A 16,716-nucleotide genomic window follows, 5' to 3' on the forward strand; every position below is an offset into this window, starting at 1 on the left:
CTCATGACATCCCTGGTCTGGGGACAACGGCCAAGGGTGCGTGGAGATTCCCGCGAGGGCGCGTGCTGGTCGGCGGAGTTGACGGTCCGGATTCCCGGCACGCTCGGCGGCGCCCCGCTGTCCGGAAACCGTGCCGTGTGCTGCGCCCGGGCGCGCGCCCGCCTAGGCTCGGGGAGTGCTGCGCATCATCGACGCCCGAACGGGCGTGCCCGTCGACGCCGCCCCCGCTCGGCGCGGTCTCACCCGGGTCGAGGCCCACGCTCCCGGCTTCGACACCGGCGCCCTGCGCGTGCTCCTCGTCACCGACCTCCTCGTCCGCGCCCTGGAACTCGGCGGCACCCCGGTCTGGGCCGTCCTGCACGGCCACCGGGACCAGCCCGAGCTGCGGGCCGGCGCCGCCGCACTCGGCATCCGGCCCCTGGAGGACAGCCGGGAGGTCGGCCATGGGCTCGGTGAGAAACAGGTCATCCATGTCGTGGCCGAGGACGGCGTCAGCCCGGACGGCGTCCGCGTCGCCGTCGCCCCCGTGCACGCCGAGTCCCCGGCACCGCTCACCGGCGCCGACCCCGTCGCCCTGCGCCTGGCCCTCCTCACCCCGCCCCGCAGCCGGCCGGTACGGCTCGACACGGTCGCCCTGACCGAGGCCCACGACACCCTCGTCCGCTGGCGGCGCGCGGTCGCCGACTGGGCGCGGCACCCCTCCCGGCCCATCCCCGACGGCGTGCGCACCGAACTGCGCGGCGCCTGGGAGGACGACCTCGACGTGCCCCGCGTCCTGCGCCTGCTCACCCGGGTCGAGACCGAACCGGACATCCCGGACGGCGCCCGCTTCGAGACCTACGCCTACGCCGACCGGCTGCTCGGCCTCGACCTCACCCGCGACCTGGGATCCCTGGCATGATCGCCCGCGCGGGGACCGGCCCGCTGCGCCGCCTGATCGTCCTCAGGCACGCCAAGTCCGCCTGGCCCGAAGGCATCGCCGACCACCGCCGCCCGCTCGCCCCGCGCGGGCGACGCGACGCGCCCGCCGCCGGCCGCGCGCTGGCCGAGTCCGATCTGCTGCCCGACCTCGCCCTGTGCTCCACCGCCGTCCGTGCCCGCCAGACCTGGGAGCTGGCCTCCGCCGAGTGGGGCACCCCACCGCCCGTGCGCTACCTCCCGCGGCTCTACGCGGCCGAGGCCACCGAGTTGCTCGCCGCCGTGCATGAGGCGCCCGCCGAGGTGGAGACCCTGCTCCTGATCGGGCACAACCCCGGCCTGGAGGACCTGGTGACCGCGCTGGCCGGGGACAGCCTGGACGACGCCCTGGACCGGGTGCGGGAGAAGTTCCCCACCTCCGCCGTCGCCGTGCTCGCCTGGCGCGGCACGGCCTGGAGCGCGCTCGCCCCCGGCACCGCGCTGCTGACCTGGTTCACCGTGCCCCGCGGAAAGAAGCCCTGACCGACCCTGGCATAGGCTGACCGGATGCAGGACGAGTACCGCACAGTGGCCCGCGCGGGCGTGCACGAGACCGAGGTCAACCGCTCCCGCTTCCTGTGCGCGCTCGCCCCGGCGGCCACCGAGCAGGAGGCCCAGGACTTCATCGCCGGCATCCGCAAGGAGCACGCGGACGCCACCCACAACTGCTTCGCCTACGTCATCGGCGCCGACGCCGCGATCCAGAAGGCGAGCGACGACGGCGAACCCGGCGGCACCGCCGGCGTCCCCATGCTCCAGATGCTCCTGCGCCGTGACATGCGCTACGTCGTCGCCGTCGTCACCCGCTACTTCGGCGGCGTCAAACTCGGCGCGGGCGGCCTCATCCGGGCGTACGGCGGCTCCGTCGGCGAGGCCATCGACAACCTCGGCACGATTACCCGCCGTCGCTTCCGCCTGGCCACGGTCACCGTCGACCACCAGCGCGCCGGCAAGATCCAGAACGACCTGCGCGCCACCGGCCGCGAGGTCCGCGACGTCCACTACGCCGAGGCCGTCACCATCGAGATCGGCCTGCCGGACGCCGACGTGGACACCTTCCGCGCCTGGCTGGCCGACGCCACGGCCGGCACCGCCGGGTTCGCGCTGGGCGGGGAGGCGTACGGCGACGCCTGACGCGTGGGTTCGAGGGCGGACTACCGCGCGGGCTCGTGCAGCGGGATGGGGTCGGAGCCGCCCGAATACAGGGTCACGGCGTGCGAGCAGGGCGCGTCGCCGCAGGGCTCGCAGGCATGGGCGTCCGGCAGGGGGAACAACTCCGCGCCCAGGGACCGCATGCGGGTCTCAACCGTGGGCTCTTCCGGCGACTCGTTCCGCATCGCGCATCAGTCCTTCCATCAGAAGTTTTCTGCCGTTGCGGCAGAACTGCGTCTCGGTTGCGTCCAGCCGACCTGTCTCGAAGTACTTGTTGGCGGCCTGCCCGCCACGGCAGTAGGCGAACAACTCGCACGCGGCGCGACAGGCGTCGACCCCGGCGAGGGCTTCGGCGACCCAAGGGGTCTGCTCAGCGCGGGCCAGGCAGCCGGCCAGCCCCAGCTCCCGTACGTCGCCGACGCTGAACCGGCCGTGGCGCGGGGAGGAGAACCCGGCGAGGTCCGGGCTGAGCGGCACCACCTGTCCGTCCCAGGTGACCATGGGCAGCGGATCGACCGGCAGACCGGCCCACCGCCCTGCCGCACCGGCCAGCTCCGCCCTGACGTACCGCCAGGCGTGCTCCAGATCCCGCAGAGTCATGTCCCGGTCGGCGCGCCCTCGGGCGGCCAGCGCGGCCCAGAACTCCGCTATGTTCTCGGCGTCGTGCTCGTCGTGCGCGTCGTCGTGGAGGGTCTTGGCGTGCACGCCCTTGCGTTCCACCAGGTTCACGCCCAGAACGCGGCAGCCGAGCGCGGCGAACCACTCGTGCAGTTCGGCCGCCTTGCGCGCGGACGGGTCGGACACGACGGCGATGGCCCCGAACGCGATGCCGTGCCTCTTGAGCAACTCGACACCGCGCAGCACGCGTTCCGTTGCCTCTCGGCCCGAACGGTCCACACGGTCTCCGCCGGGGCCGGGACCGTCGACACTGACCGAGACCTCGATCCGCCGCTCCTCGAACAGCCGGCACCACACCTCGTCGATGAGTGAGGCATTGGTCTGCACGGCGTGCCGCACCGGGTGTTCACGACCCGGAGGGAACCGGTCGAGCAGCCCCCGTAAGCGGGACACCCCCGTGGTGAGCGGCTCCCCGCCGTGCCACAGCACGGTGACCGGGTGGTGTTCCGACCAGGAGGCAACCGTCGCCGCGACGGCATCCGCGACGTCGTCGGACATGAAGCGGGCGAGCCCTCGGGAAGGCAGATAGCAGTAGCGGCAGTCGAGGTTGCACAGTGGGGTCGGCTGGAGCAGAACGCGGGTACTGGTCCTCGCCAGTCGTGCCGCCGGGGTGGCGCGGGCCGGTGCCGACGGCCGTGTCATCGGTCCCCCGCTTCCCCGGGCGGCCCTGCTTCCCTGGGTGGTTCTGCATTCCGGTGCCCGGCGACGGTGAGGAGCCTCATCGTCTCGTCCTCGCCGTAGCGGTCGGCGACGTCCCGGTAGAGGGACAGCGCCTGGAGATGCGCCGCGACGGCCTCGTCACGGCGGCCCGCGCGCCGCAGGGCGACTCCGAGGTCGTTGGCGGCGATCGCCTGGCCGTGCCGATGACCGACCTCGTGTTGTTCTCGTACGGCGATCCGGTGGGCCTCGACGGCCTCGTCGAGGCGGCCCAGTGCGGACAGGGCGACACCGAAGTCGTTCCATGCCGTGGCGATACGCTCCCGGGCGCCCAGCTCCTCGAAGACCGCGCGGGCGGTGATGTGCGCGGACAGGGCTTCCTCGAGGCGCCCGGTCTCCCGGAAGGAGCGCCCCAGGTTGTTGGTCGCGGTGGCCTCGTGGAATCGATCGCCGACCGAGCGGAACATCTCGCGGGCCCGGGTGAGCGCGACGACCGACTCCTCGCAGCGGCCCATCTTGAACAGGGTGCGGCCGGCGTTGTTCCAGGTCGACGCCTCGAGTCGGCGGTCGCCTGCCGCGTGCACCAGTTCGCGGGCGCGTTCGTGGGCCTCGAGCGACTCGTCGAATCTGCGCGCTTCGGTCAAGGAGACGCCCAGCATGTCCCAGGACTTTCCTTCTTGGAGGCCGTCCCCGCGCGACGCGTGGATCTCGCGGGCCCGCGTGTGCACCGCGACGGCCTCCTCGATTCTGCGGCTGTAGCGCAGGGCCAGTCCGAGGGCGTTCCATGCCCGGCCCGCTCCTAGGTCGTCCCCCAACGCGCGGGCCGCCTGGGTCGCGCAGCGATAGACGGACACGGCGTCGTCGAAGTAGCGCCGCCAGCTGAGATAGCCGTAGAGGCTCAGCGCCAGTCCCAGTCCGGCCTGCGCGTGAACGGGGTCGGCCGCCCACAGCGCGGCGGAGATGAGGCCGGTGCGCTCGTGGTCGAACCATCGCAGCGCGTCCGCGCGGTCGCTGAACCCGGGGGACGGGGCAGGATCGGGGCTGGACTGCACGTGCCAGACCGCCGCCTCGACACGCTGCCGGTAGTGGTCCAGGAGCCGGGCCCGCGCTCGGGTGCCCTCGGCCCGCAGTGGCTCCTCGCGGGCCACCCGGTCCAGCGCGTAGGCGCGTACGAGGTCATGCATGGTCCAGTAGCCGCGCACGCTTCCGGGCGAAACCAGATGAGCGCGGACCAGCGCGTTCAGCTCCGGGCGCGGCAGCGCGTCGGCCCCGTGGAGCACGGTGATCGCCTCGTCGCTGGTCTCCGATCCCGGGGCGAGCGCCAGGAGCCGGAACAGGCGGGAGGGGCCCGGACCGAGGCGGCGGTAGGACAGGTCGAAGGCGGCCCGCACTCCGCGTTCGCCGTCGTCGAGGTGGTCGATGAGCGTGGCGGAGTCGGCCAGCTCCGCGACCAGTTCCGTCACCGGCTTGCCCGGATCGGCGATGAGCAGGGCGGCGGCGATCTGCAGCGCCAGGGGCAGGTACCCGCACAGCGCGCACAGGTTCCCGGTCGCCTCGGGGTCATCCATGACGCGCGGGTCGGCGGGGGCGGCCGTGCGCAGAGCGGCGCTCAGCACCTCGCGGGCCACCTCGGGCCGGAGGATGTCGAGATGGAGCAGGTGGGCGCCGAGCTGGGGCATGGTGTCGCGGGAGGTGACGAGGACGCGGTGCGCGCCGTGGCCGGGCAGCAGCGGTCTGACCTGCCCGGGGTGCGAGGCGTTGTCCACCACGATCAGCACCGCGCCGCTCGTGCGGGCCCGTTCGGCCAGGACCGAGCGGTAGAGTCCGGCTCGTTCGTCCAGCGTCGTCGGCACATGGGCGGCTGCCACGCCCAGGGCGCGCAGCAGGGCCTCCACCAGCTGTTCGGCTCCGGCGGGCGTCTCGTCGTAGCCGTGGCAGTCGACGAACAGCGCGCCCCCGGGGAACCAGCCGTGTTCCCGTGCCGTGTGAGCGGCTCGCACGGTCAGCGCGGTCTTGCCCACGCCGCCCATCCCCGCCACCGCGGTCACCGGGACCGGGGCGTGGCCGCCGGGGTGGGGGGCCAGCGCCGCCAGCAGGGTGTCGAGTTCCTCCACGCGTCCGGTGAACTCGGCGGCGGTCGGCGGAAGCGCGTCCTCTACGTGTGGCATGGGGCCGTAGTGGTGATGATGTTCCACCTTCTTCCCGATGGCCTCGCCCCGGAACGTCCCGTTCCTGAAGTCGATCCGGTCCCCGGTGTGTGTGACCGCGGTGTGTGCGTCCCCCGCGTGTGTGTCCCCGCTCACACGGCCCATCTTGCCCTGAAAGCAAGGCTTCCGGCAGAGAGGCAATCGACAATGAATCCGGCAAAACTGGCGTTCGTAAGGCCTGTCATCGCGGGCGATACGGGAGTAACCGCCCGTGATGTCAGACCCGGCCGTTAGTCTTCGGGGATCATGAGGCTCCTGCACACTTCCGACTGGCACCTGGGCCGGGCGTTCCACCGCGTGAACATGCTCGCCGCCCAGGCCGAGTTCATCCGTCACCTCGTCGGCATCGTGCGCGAGCGCGACGTGGACGCGGTGGTGGTGTCGGGAGACGTGTACGACCGCGCGGTGCCGCCGCTCGCCGCCGTCGAGCTGTTCGACGACGCCCTGCACAGCCTCGCCGGGCTGGGCGTGCCCACCGTGATGATCTCCGGGAACCACGACTCCGCCCGGCGGCTCGGCGTCGGCGCCGGGCTCATCGACCGCGCGGGCATCCATCTGCGGACCGAGCCGTCGGCGTGCGGGACCCCGGTGATCCTGTCCGACGCCCATGGCGAGGTGGCCTTCTACGGTCTGCCGTATCTCGAACCGGCCCTGGTGAAGGACGAGTTCGGGGTGGAGAAGGCCGGGCACGAGGCGGTGCTCGCCGCCGCCATGGACCGAGTACGCGCCGACCTCGCCGCACGCGCGCGGGGGACGCGTTCCGTCGTCCTCGCCCATGCCTTCGTCACCGGCGGCGAGGCCAGCGACAGCGAGCGGGACATCACCGTCGGCGGCGTCGCCGCGGTCCCGGCCGGGGTCTTCGACGGCGTCGACTACACGGCCCTCGGGCATCTGCACGGCAGCCAGACCATCACCGAGCGCGTGCGCTACTCCGGCTCCCCGCTGGCGTACTCCTTCTCGGAGGCCGACCACCGCAAGAGCATGTGGCTGGTCGATCTGGACGCCGACGGTGCCGTGACCGCCGAGCGGATCGACTGCCCCGCCCCGCGCGCGCTCGCCCGGATCCGCGGGCCGCTGGAGGAACTCCTCGCCGACCCCGCCCTCGCCCGGCACGAGGACGCCTGGGTCGAGGCCACCCTCACCGACACGGTCCGCCCCGCCGAACCCATGGCCCGGATCGGCGAGCGCTTCCCGCACACCCTGAGCCTCGTCTTCGACCCGGACCGGGCCCCCGACGACCCGGACGTGTCCTACGCGCGGCGCCTGGCCGGGCGCGGCGACCAGCAGATCGCCGAGGACTTCGTCGCCCATGTCCGGGGCGCCGGGCCGGACGAGGACGAGCAGACCGTGCTCCGGGACGCCTTCGACGCGGTCCGCGCGGACGCGGTGGTGCGGGAGGTGGCGCGGTGAGGCTGCACCGACTCGACATCACGGCCTTCGGGCCCTTCGGGGGCTCCCAGAGCGTCGACTTCGACGAGCTGTCGGCAGCGGGACTGTTCCTGCTGCACGGCCCCACCGGCGCCGGGAAGACCTCCGTCCTCGACGCCGTCTGCTACGCGCTGTACGGCGCCGTGCCCGGCGCCCGGCAGTCCGGCCAGGGTCTCGCGCTGCGCAGTGACCACGCGGCACTCGGCACGCGCACCGAGATCCGCCTGGAACTGACCGTCGCCGGACGCCGGTTGGAGGTCACCCGGCAGCCGCCCTGGGAGCGCCCGAAGAAGCGGGGTTCCGGCACGACCCTGGACAAGGCGCAGAGCTGGCTGCGCGAGTACGACGCCGCGACCGGCACCTGGAAGGACCTCAGCCGTTCCCACCAGGAGATCGGCGAGGAGATCACCCAGCTGCTCGGGATGAGCCGCGAACAGTTCTGCCAGGTAGTCCTGTTGCCCCAGGGCGACTTCGCGCGCTTCCTGCGCGCCGACGCCGAGGCGCGCGGCCGGCTGCTGGGGCGGCTCTTCGACACCCACCGCTTCGCCGAGGTGGAGAAGCGGCTCGCCGAGCGCCGCCGCGCGGCCGAGGCCGAGGTGCGCGAGGGCGACGCCGCGCTGCTGGCCGACGCGCACCGCATGCAGCAGGCGGCTGACGGCGCCATGGAGCTGCCCGAGCTGACACCGGGCGAACCGGGGCTCGCTGACGCCGTGTTGACCGCCGCAGCCGTGGCCCGCAGCTCCGCGCGCGAGGAACTCACTGTCGCCCACTGCCGCCTCGCCACGGCCGAGTCCGCTCAGGCCGCCGCCGAGCGCGCCCTGGGCGACGTACGCGAACTCGCCCGGCTGCAACGAAGGTTCGCCGAGGCGCGGGAGCGGGCCGGGGTGCTTCAGGAGCGGGCGGGCGGTCACCGGGAGGCGCAGGCGCGCATGGAGCGGGCCCGCAAGGCCGAGGCGGTGGCCCCCGCGCTGGAGCTGCGGGACGCCGCCGACGCCGAGCACCGGCGGGCCGCGATCGCCCGAGACCGCGCGGGCGCGTTGTTGCCGGACACCTTCGCCGACGCGGGTGCCGCAGGGCTCGCGGCCGCCGCGCGCCGGGCCGCCGAGGAGCTGGGTGGCCTGGAGTCGGCCCGCCGCGCGGAGCAGCGGCTGGCCGAACTCGTCGAGGAGCGTGCCGGTCTCGACCGCCAGGAGCGCGCCGACGAGGACGTCCTTGAGGAGGCCGGGGCATGGCTCGCCGGCTGGGAGGCCACGCGCGCGGGGCTCCAGTCCCGGATCGACACCGCCCAGGAGGCCGCCACCCGCGCCGAACAGCTCTCCGTGCAGCGGGAGCCCGCCGCCAAGCGGCTCAAGGCGGCCAGATTGCGGGACCAGTTGGCCGGCGACACCGACACGGCGGCGGACCGGGCCCGGCGTGCCCAGGAGGAGGCGCTGACGGCCAAGGCGCACTGGCTGGAGGTCAAGGAACGCCGCCTGAACGGCATCGCGGCCGAACTCGCGGCCCAGCTGACCGCCGGTGAACCCTGCGCCGTCTGTGGTGCCACCGAGCACCCGGCGCCCGCGCGCAAGGACGCCGGGCACGTCGACCGCGAAGTCGAGGAGCAGGCCCTCGCCGCCTACCAGACGGCGGAGGAGCGCCAGGCCGAGCAGGAGCGGCGCCTGGGCGTCGTACGCGAGGCGCTGGCCGCCGCCACCGCCGAGGCCGGGGACACCCCGACCGGACAACTCGCCGACGATGTCACTGAGTTGGAGCGGGAGTTCGCGCAGGCCCGCCGGGAGGCTTCCGCGCTGCACCCCGCGCACGAGGAACTGCGCCGCGCCGAGCAGGAGCAGGAGCGGCGCGCCATGGCCCGTAGGCAGGCGGAGGTCAGAAGCGCCGCCCGGGTCGGCCACCGCGACCAGCTGGACCGCGAACGGGCCGCACTGGAAGGGGAGTTGGCCGAGGCGCGCGGCGTCCTGGACAGTGTGGCCGCCCGCTCCGCCCAACTGGAACGCCAGGTCGCGCTGCTCACCGACGCCGCCGACAGCGCCCGCGCCGCGGAGGACAGCGCCCAGCGGCTCAAGGACGCCGACGCGCGCCTCGCCGACGCCGCGTTCCGCGCCGGGTTCGACACTCCGCAGGCCGCCGCCGAGGCCCTGCTCGACGACACCGCCCACCGCGAACTCCAACGGCGCCTGGACGCCTGGCAGTCCGAGGAAGCCGCCGTACGCGCCGTCCTCGTCGAGGCCGACACCGCGGCCGCCGCCCAGCGCCCGTCCGCCGACCTCGCGGCGGCGGAACAGGCCGCCGCCGAGGCGGGCCGACGCCTGCGCGACACCGCCTCCGCGCGGGACGCCGCCGCCCGGCGCTGCACCGAACTCGACCGCCTCTCCGCCCGCGCGACACAAGGCGTACGACGGCTCGCGCCGCTGCGCACCCACTACGACCGGGTGGCCCGGCTCGCCGCGCTCACGGCGGGCACCTCCGCGGACAACGAGCGCAAGATGCGCCTGGAGTCCTACGTCCTGGCCGCCCGCCTGGAACAGGTCGCCGCCGCCGCGACCGTGCGGCTGCGCCGGATGTCGTCCGGCCGCTACACCCTCGTCCACTCCGACGACCGCGCCGGACGCGGCCGCAGCGGCCTCGGACTGCATGTCGTGGACGCCTGGACCGGACGGGAGCGGGACACGGCGACGCTGTCCGGCGGCGAGACCTTCTTCGCCTCCCTCGCCCTGGCCCTCGGGCTCGCGGATGTCGTCACCGACGAGGCGGGCGGGGTGCGTCTCGACACCCTCTTCATCGACGAGGGCTTCGGCAGCCTCGACGACCAGACCCTCGACGAGGTCCTCGACGTCCTCGACTCCCTGCGCGAGCGGGACCGCAGCGTGGGCATCGTGAGCCATGTCGCCGATCTGCGGCGCCGGATCCACGCCCAGCTGGAGGTCGTGAAGGGGCGCTCGGGGTCGACGCTGCGGCAGCGGGGCGGCGGCTGAGGGCTACCGGCCCAGGGGGCGGCGGGGGAGCGGCGAGGAGTAGACGACGGACGTCGTGACCGAGCCGAGGGCGCCGATCTTGCCCGAGACCTCTTCCAGATGGCGCATCGAACGGGCGGCGACCTTGATCACGAAACAGTCGTCGCCCGTGACATGGTGCGCCTCCAGGATCTCCGGCGTCACGGCCACCAGATCGTGGAACGGTTTGTAGTTGCCGTTCGGGTAACGCAGCCGGACGAACGCCAGGATCGGCATCCCGAGCCGCTCCGGTGCCACCACGGCGGAGTACCCCTGGATCACCCCCGCCTCCTCCAGCCTGCGCACCCGCTCGGTGACCGCGCTCGGGGACATCGACACGGCCCGCGCCAGCTCGGCGAAGCTGGCCCGGCCCTCGCGCTGGAGGACATCGAGGATGCGCCAGTCGGTGGCGTCCGGTGAAAACGTGGTCATGCCCCCGAGCTAACAGGGGATTCCCCGGCCGATCAAGAGGTGTACCGGGGATCGTCCCTTCAGGGAGTTGATCTTCCCGCCGTACATTTCTGGTCAGAAGGAGCCACTACGGAAAGGCCAGACCATGACCACCATCACCGCCGTCAACCCCGTCCTGCGCGTGGCCCCCGCCGCCCCGGCCGCGGCCGCCGCCTACTTCCGGGCAAGCCTCGCCTTCCACGCCGATGTGTCCGACGTCGCCGCCGCGCTCGCCGGCGAGGGCGACCCCGGGTTCGTCGTCGTGGACTCCCGGTCCACCGCCTCCTGGGACCAGGGCCACCTCCCCGGCGCGATCCACCTGCCGACCGCGCTCATCCCCGAGCAGGCCGAGCAGCTCCTCGACAGGAACGTGCCCGTCGTCACCTACTGCTGGGGCCCCGGCTGCAACGGAGCGACCCGGGCCGCCCTCGCCCTCGCCGAACTCGGCTACCAGGTCAAGGAGATGCTCGGCGGCTTCGAGTACTGGGCCCGCGAGGGCTTCGCGTACGAGACCTGGGAGGGTGCCTCCCGCCGTGCCGCCGACCCGCTGACCGCGCCGGTGGACAGCGAGGACTGCGGCTGCTGAGAACGGCCCTCGGAAACGGCCCGCGGACGCCTTACGGATAGGTGTCCGGGACACCGAACGTGTGCGGGCGTTGTGCGTGTAGGTTTCTGCGCCATGGTGCGACACAGGGTGCGGTGGGTGGAGTCGGGCGGCGGGCCCCTCATAGCGGTGCCGGAGACGGTGCTGCCGTTCTGGGCGGGCGCCGACGGCGACGAGACCGCCTCCGACTACGACCGGGCCTGCGAGATCGACGGACCCGTCGGACTGCTCCCTGTCGGGGACAGTGCGGCTCTGGTGCTGGGCGACGAGCCCGCCGCCACCGCCTATCTGCCCGATCACGGCACCTTCGTCCGCTGGTGCGCGGCCGACTCCGAGGCCGAGCTGCTCTCCGGCGTCCCCTCGGCGCTCGCCACCGCGGAGTGGGGCGAGGAGGTGCGCTGGAAGGTGCCGGGACCGGTGTTCCTCTTCGACTCCGCCTGGCCCGGCACCGAGACCGAACGCGCCGCCCCGCTCTGCGTCACCCTGACCCCCGGGGCGTACGGCGTGCGCGCGGCCTGGGTCAGTCCCGGCCCGGAGACCTGGCTCGGACTGGTTCAACTCCGGCTGCTGGCAGGGTAGTTCCGACTGCTGACCGGTGATGCTGCTCGGTCACCGGTCAGCAGTCGGCTCGAAGGGGCGAATTGCGGCCCTGGCTACAGCTGGGACAGCTCGTCGACGAGGTCGTCCAGGCCCAGGGAGCCCTGGGACAGGGCCGCCATGTGCCAGGACTTGAGGTCGAAGGCGTCGCCGTGCCGCTCGCGCGCCCGGTCCCGGCCCAGCAGCCAGGCCCGCTCGCCCAGCTTGTAGCCGATCGCCTGGCCCGGGATCGTCAGATAGCGGGTCAGCTCGCTCTCGACGAAGTCCCGCGGACGGCTGCTGTGCGCCCCGAAGAACTCCTCGGCCAGCTCCGGCGTCCACCGCTCGCCCGGGTGGAAGGGCGAGTCCGCCGGGATCTCCAGCTCCAGATGCATGCCGATGTCGACGATGACCCGGGCCGCGCGCATCATCTGCGCATCCAGATAGCCGAGCCGCTCCTGCGCGTCCGTGAGGAAGCCCAGCTCGTCCATCAGCCGCTCCGCGTACAGCGCCCAGCCCTCGCAGTTGGCGCTGACATGGCCGACCGTCGCCTGGTAGCGGGAGAGGTCGTTCTTGACGTACACCCACTGCGCCAGCTGGAGGTGATGGCCCGGAACACCCTCGTGGTACCAGGTGGAGACCAGGTCGTAGACCGGGAAACGGGTCTGCCCCATCGTCGGCAGCCAGGTGCGGCCCGGACGGGAGAAGTCCTCGCTGGGGCTGGTGTAGTACGGGGCCGCGGCGCCGCCGGGCGGAGCGATCCGCGACTCCACCTTCCGTACCTGCTCGGCGAGTTCGAAATGGGTGCCGTCGAGCGTCTCGATCGCCTGGTCCATCAGGCCCTGGAGCCAGGCTTGTACCTCGTCGACGCCCTCGATCGTCCGGCCGTTCTCGTCGAGGTGCGCGAGTGCCACCCAGGGCGTCTCGGCGCCGGGGAGGACCTTCTCCGCCTCCTGCTTCATCTCGCCGAGCAGCCGGTGGAACTCGGACCAGCCGTACGCGTAGGCCTCGTCCAGGTCGAGGTCGGCGCCGTTGAAGTAGCGCGCCAGCCGGGCGTAGCGCTCCCGGCCCACGGTGTTCGGGGCGCCCTCGACAGCTGGGGCGTACACATCCCGCATCCAGTCCCGCAGCTCCACCACGGCCGCGGTCGCCACCCGGGCCGCCTTGTCCAGCTCGGCGCGCAGCGCGTCGGGTCCGGCCGCGGCGAAGTCCTCGAACCAGCCCTTGCCCTCGCCGGTGTCCGCCCACTCGGTGAGCTGGTCCACGAAGGTGGCGGTCGGACGCGGTGCCGCGTACAGCTTGCGCTCCAGGCCGAGCGTCAGGGACTCGCGGTAGCCGGCCAGCGCGCCCGGGACCGCGCGCAGCCGCTCGGCGATGGCCGCCCAGTCCTCCTCGGTCTCGGCCGGGGTGATGGCGAAGACCTCGCGCACACTGTGGGCGGGCGTGCCCAGGTTGCCGACCGCGCGCAGGCCCTCCTCGGCCTCGTGCACGGCGAGTTCGGCGGTCAGCCGCTCGCGCAGCAACCTGGCGCACCGGCGCTCGATCGCGCTGTCCCCGCCGGGCCGCCGCTCGGCCTCGTCGAGCCGCGCCAGCGTGGCCCGCGCCAGCTCCGCGAGTGCCTCCTGGCCCGCGGGTGAGAGGTCGGGCATCTTGCTCGAACTGTCCTTGATGCCGAGATACGTACCGGTGACGGGATCGAGGGCGATGAGCTCGTCGACATAGGCGTCGGCGACCTCACGGGGCAGCGGGCTCTTCGTCTCTGACATGCGGACCATCCTCGTACGACGGCCTGCCGTGCGTCACCCCGATTGAGCCGAGGGCGAAGGCGGGAGCAGGGGGCCGCAGTCCCACTGCTGAAAGATCAGCCTGGTCTCCACGCGCGCGACTTCCCGATGCGCCGTGAACTCGTCCAGAACCAGACGCTGGAGATCGGCCATGTCCGCGACCGCGACATGGACCAGATAGTCGTCGGGACCGGTGAGATGGAAGACGGTCAGCGACTCCGGCAACGCCCGGATCCGCTCCACGAACGGCCCCACCAACTCCCGCCGGTGCGGCCTGACCTGCACGGACAGCAGCGCCTGGAGCCCGCGCCCGAGCTTCGCCGGATCCAGCCGCAGCTGATGGCCGAGAATCACCCCGGCCCGCCGCAGCCGGGTCACCCGGTCAAGGCAGGTCGACGGTGCGACCCCGACCTGCGCGGCGAGATCCCGGTACGTCGTCCGGGCGTCGTTCTGAAGCAGCCGCAGCAGATGAAGGTCCACCGGATCCAGTACGACAGATTCGGCCACTGGCCGAACGTAGCACGGCGTTCGATTCCTGTGACCCGGTCGACGTTCACTCTTCCGCCCATGGAGACCCCTGTGCGATCGAGAGCCCTGGCCACCGAAGCCGTGCACGCCGGCCGCGACGACCTCGCGGCGCTTGGCCTGCATGCCCCGCCGATCGACCTGTCCACGACCTACCCCTCGTACGACAGCCGCGCCGAGGCCGCCCGGATCGACGCGTTCGCCGAGACCGGCGCCGAGCCGTCTCTGGACGGGCCGCCCATCTACGGACGGCTCGGCAATCCGACCGTCGCCCGCTTCGAGACCGCCCTGGCGCGTCTCGAGGGCACGGAGTCGGCGGTGGCGTTCGCCAGCGGCATGGCCGCGCTCAGCGCGGTGCTGCTGGCCAGGGCCTCGATCGGTCTGCGCCATGTGGTCGCCGTCCGCCCCCTGTACGGGTGCAGCGACCATCTCCTCACCGCCGGGCTGCTCGGCTCGGAGGTCACCTGGACCGACCCGGCCGGAATCGCGGACGCCCTGCGCCCCGACACCGGCCTGGTGATGGTCGAGTCCCCGGCCAACCCGACCCTCGCCGAGGTCGACCTGCGCGCCGTCGCCCACGCCTGCGGCTCGGTCCCCCTCCTCGCGGACAACACCTTCGCCACCCCCGTCCTCCAGCGCCCCGTCGAGCACGGGGCGCGCCTGGTGCTCCACAGCGCGACCAAGTACCTCGGCGGACACGGCGACGTGATGGCCGGCGTGGTGGCCTGCGACGAGGAACTGGCGGGAGTCCTGCGCCGGATCCGCTTCGCCACGGGCGGCGTCCTGCACCCGCTGGCCGGATACCTCCTGCTGCGCGGCCTGTCCACCCTGCCGGTCCGCGTCCGCGCGGCATCGGCGACCGCGGCCGACCTGGCCGCCCGCCTGGCCGCCGACCCGCGAGTGACCCGGGTCCACTACCCGAGCATCGGCGGCGCAATGGTCGCCTTCGAGGTGGCCGGCGACCCCCACGAGGTCATCGCCGCGGTCCGCCTGATCACCCCGGCGGTCAGCCTGGGCAGCGTGGACACCCTCATCCAGCACCCGGCGTCGATCAGCCACCGCATAGTGGAGGAGGGGGACCGGAAGAACGCCGGGGTGAGCGACAAGCTGCTGCGCATGTCGGTGGGCCTGGAGGATGCAGAGGACCTCTGGGCGGATCTGGACAACGCGTTGGGCGGGAATGCCGCTAGGGGCGCGGGGAACTGCGCGACCAGCCACAGCGCCCCCGCACCCGCCATGACCCACTAGCCCAGACGGCGAGAAGGCTCCCCCACACCCAACTGCACCTGAACCTCCGAGGCGAGCCGGGCCGTGATGACGAGAGTCCCTTCCTCAATCTGGTAATCGAGAGGAAGCCCCAACCCCCGCATCGCGGCCACCATCCCCGTGTTGGAAGCCTGAGTCACCGCATACACACTCTCGCACCCGGCAGCAACAGCCATCCCCACCAACCTGCGGAGCAACTCCGCGCCGATCCCGCGCCGCTGCCACGCATCCTCGACGACCAGCGCCACCTCGGTCTCGTCACCGTCCCACAGCAGATGACCGAGCCCGACGATCCGCCCCGACGCCGTCTGCACGGCGAGCGTCCGCCCGAACCGCGGACTGAGGAGGTGGTTGAGATAGCGGTCGGCGTCCCCGACCGGCCCGTGGTACCGCATGCTCAACGTCCGTGCCGAGCACCGCTCGTGCATGGCCTTCGCGGCCTCGACATCACCCGGGTCGGCCCGGCGCACCGTGATGTCGTTGCCCTCCGGAAGCGTCAGCACGTCCTCGCCGGCCGGAACCCGCGGACCGAGCCGCGCGTCCAGCTCCACCAGGGCACGCGCACGGGCGAACTCGGTCGGGGTGAACGGCAGATACGGCCGCTCCACGGTGATCACTCCGCCTTCCGGCGCCCGCAGTCGCATCACGGTGTCCTCCAGTACCCCCTCCACCGGCACGCCTTCCGGTGCCCGTCCGGCGACCGGGGCGCCGGGCAGCTGACGGATCGTGCAGCGGCCCAGCAACTGCCGCAGCGCGAGCGGCAGTTCCGCCGCGTCCAGGGCGGTGCGGGTGGCCAGGCCCAGTACCCGGGTCGGCGCGTCCACCAGGTCGTGGGCGTCGGCGCGCTCGATCCAGGTGCTCGTGCCGCCCGCCTGGGAAACGGCGCGGCTGATTTCCGCGGCGGCTAGTTCACCGGGGGCGCGGAGCAGGAACTCGTCGACGGTGCCGTCACCCAGCGGATGCGTCTGGAGGCTCAGGATGTCGACCCGGCGCTCCGCGAGGGCCGTGCACAGCGCGGCCAGCGATCCCGGTTCGTCCTTCACGGTCGTCCGCATCCGCCACAGCGTGCTCTCGCCGGAGGTGGCCTCCGACGGCGCCGCCGACTGCTCCGCGAGCCCGGCCTGCCGCTCAGCGGCGGACCGGGCGCCGGTATCGTCCGCCGGCGGCGCATGGCCGTGGCTCCGTGCCCACCACGTGTGGAACGCGGCCGTGGCGATCAGTACGACCGCCGACACCAGCAGCAGCTCCGGCCCGTCCGGGCCGTGCCCGACCAGGTTGGCCACGGCATCCGCCACCGCCACCGCCGTGAACAGCGCGGCGAGCTCGATGACGTCCCGCCGCCAGTGGTGGACGGGACGGCCGTGCTTCGCACGCGTCACATCAGACATGTCTCGACTCATGCAACTACTGTGAAGGAACGGTGTTGCGTGATCACGAACGCT

The 16,716-nt window shown here is 73.0% G+C and carries 15 protein-coding genes; 8 read left to right on the forward strand and 7 right to left on the reverse strand.

The window, feature by feature from the left end; all coding sequences use genetic code 11:
* Positions 1-175 precede the first annotated feature (175 nt).
* The 3 genes from BN159_RS36205 to BN159_RS36215 are packed head-to-tail and all read left to right on the forward strand — an operon-like array spanning position 176 to position 2,091.
* Positions 176-901: a hypothetical protein gene (locus tag BN159_RS36205; protein WP_015662004.1), complete on the forward strand. Its 726-nt coding sequence runs from the start codon at positions 176-178 to the stop codon at positions 899-901.
* Positions 898-1,440 carry a SixA phosphatase family protein gene (locus BN159_RS36210; RefSeq protein WP_015662005.1) on the forward strand — a complete coding sequence of 181 codons (543 nt, stop codon included), beginning with the start codon at positions 898-900 and terminating at the stop codon, positions 1,438-1,440. The genes BN159_RS36205 and BN159_RS36210 overlap by 4 nt, the downstream gene beginning before the upstream one ends.
* Before the next feature lie 24 nt (positions 1,441-1,464).
* A complete protein-coding gene (locus tag BN159_RS36215; protein WP_015662006.1) occupies positions 1,465-2,091 on the forward strand; it encodes a YigZ family protein in 627 nt (208 codons plus the stop codon).
* Between the two features lie 20 nt (positions 2,092-2,111).
* Here the strand turns inward: BN159_RS36215 and BN159_RS45895 are convergent, their stop codons facing one another.
* Genes BN159_RS45895 through BN159_RS36225 form a run of 3 tightly spaced genes read right to left on the reverse strand, consistent with a single transcriptional unit; the run spans position 2,112 to position 5,747 of the window.
* Positions 2,112-2,252: a hypothetical protein gene (locus BN159_RS45895; RefSeq protein ID WP_162146281.1), complete on the reverse strand. Its 141-nt coding sequence runs from the start codon at positions 2,250-2,252 to the stop codon at positions 2,112-2,114.
* A 7-nt stretch (positions 2,253-2,259) separates the two neighbouring features.
* Complete coding sequence (gene amcB, locus BN159_RS36220; protein ID WP_015662008.1) at positions 2,260-3,429, reverse strand: cyclophane-forming radical SAM peptide maturase AmcB; 1,170 nt, start codon at positions 3,427-3,429, stop codon at positions 2,260-2,262.
* Positions 3,426-5,747 (reverse strand): tetratricopeptide repeat protein, encoded by a 2,322-nt coding sequence (locus BN159_RS36225; protein WP_162146282.1) that lies wholly within the window; start codon positions 5,745-5,747, stop codon positions 3,426-3,428. The genes amcB and BN159_RS36225 overlap by 4 nt, the downstream gene beginning before the upstream one ends.
* A 150-nt stretch (positions 5,748-5,897) precedes the next feature.
* Between BN159_RS36225 and BN159_RS36230 the strand changes: the two genes are divergently transcribed.
* Both BN159_RS36230 and BN159_RS36235 read left to right on the forward strand, forming a co-directional pair.
* On the forward strand, positions 5,898-7,061 hold the full coding sequence (locus BN159_RS36230; RefSeq protein ID WP_015662010.1) for an exonuclease SbcCD subunit D: 1,164 nt from the start codon (positions 5,898-5,900) through the stop codon (positions 7,059-7,061).
* Positions 7,058-10,051, forward strand: coding sequence for an AAA family ATPase (locus BN159_RS36235; protein WP_015662011.1), 2,994 nt, complete (start codon positions 7,058-7,060; stop codon positions 10,049-10,051). Before BN159_RS36230 ends, BN159_RS36235 begins: the two co-directional genes overlap by 4 nt.
* Positions 10,052-10,054: 3 nt before the next feature.
* Here BN159_RS36235 and BN159_RS36240 read toward each other — a convergent pair whose 3' ends face one another.
* Positions 10,055-10,501, reverse strand: a complete 447-nt coding sequence (locus tag BN159_RS36240) for an Lrp/AsnC family transcriptional regulator (protein WP_015662012.1) — start codon at positions 10,499-10,501, stop codon at positions 10,055-10,057.
* Positions 10,502-10,625: 124 nt separating this feature from the next.
* Between BN159_RS36240 and BN159_RS36245 the strand changes: the two genes are divergently transcribed.
* The gene (locus tag BN159_RS36245) at positions 10,626-11,105 is read left to right on the forward strand and encodes a rhodanese-like domain-containing protein (protein ID WP_015662013.1); all 480 of its coding nucleotides are present in this window, start codon (positions 10,626-10,628) and stop codon (positions 11,103-11,105) included.
* A 93-nt stretch (positions 11,106-11,198) separates the two neighbouring features.
* Entirely contained in the window at positions 11,199-11,702 is a 504-nt protein-coding gene (locus BN159_RS36250; RefSeq protein ID WP_015662014.1) for an immunity 21 family protein, read from the forward strand.
* A gap of 74 nt (positions 11,703-11,776) precedes the next feature.
* Here BN159_RS36250 and BN159_RS36255 read toward each other — a convergent pair whose 3' ends face one another.
* A complete protein-coding gene (locus tag BN159_RS36255; protein ID WP_015662015.1) occupies positions 11,777-13,465 on the reverse strand; it encodes a DUF885 domain-containing protein in 1,689 nt (562 codons plus the stop codon).
* 33 nt (positions 13,466-13,498) lie between these two features.
* Positions 13,499-13,990, reverse strand: a complete 492-nt coding sequence (locus BN159_RS36260) for an Lrp/AsnC family transcriptional regulator (protein ID WP_015662016.1) — start codon at positions 13,988-13,990, stop codon at positions 13,499-13,501.
* 60 nt (positions 13,991-14,050) lie between these two features.
* On the opposite strand from BN159_RS36260, the gene BN159_RS36265 reads away from it, so the two are divergent.
* Positions 14,051-15,256: a trans-sulfuration enzyme family protein gene (locus BN159_RS36265; protein WP_041820375.1), complete on the forward strand. Its 1,206-nt coding sequence runs from the start codon at positions 14,051-14,053 to the stop codon at positions 15,254-15,256.
* Here the strand turns inward: BN159_RS36265 and BN159_RS36270 are convergent.
* A complete protein-coding gene (locus BN159_RS36270) occupies positions 15,253-16,662 on the reverse strand; it encodes a GNAT family N-acetyltransferase (protein WP_015662018.1) in 1,410 nt (469 codons plus the stop codon). The two genes, BN159_RS36265 and BN159_RS36270, sit on opposite strands and share 4 nt — an antisense overlap.
* Positions 16,663-16,716 lie beyond the last annotated feature (54 nt).

It is taken from the genome of Streptomyces davaonensis JCM 4913, assembly GCF_000349325.1.
GTDB lineage: Bacteria > Actinomycetota > Actinomycetes > Streptomycetales > Streptomycetaceae > Streptomyces > Streptomyces davaonensis.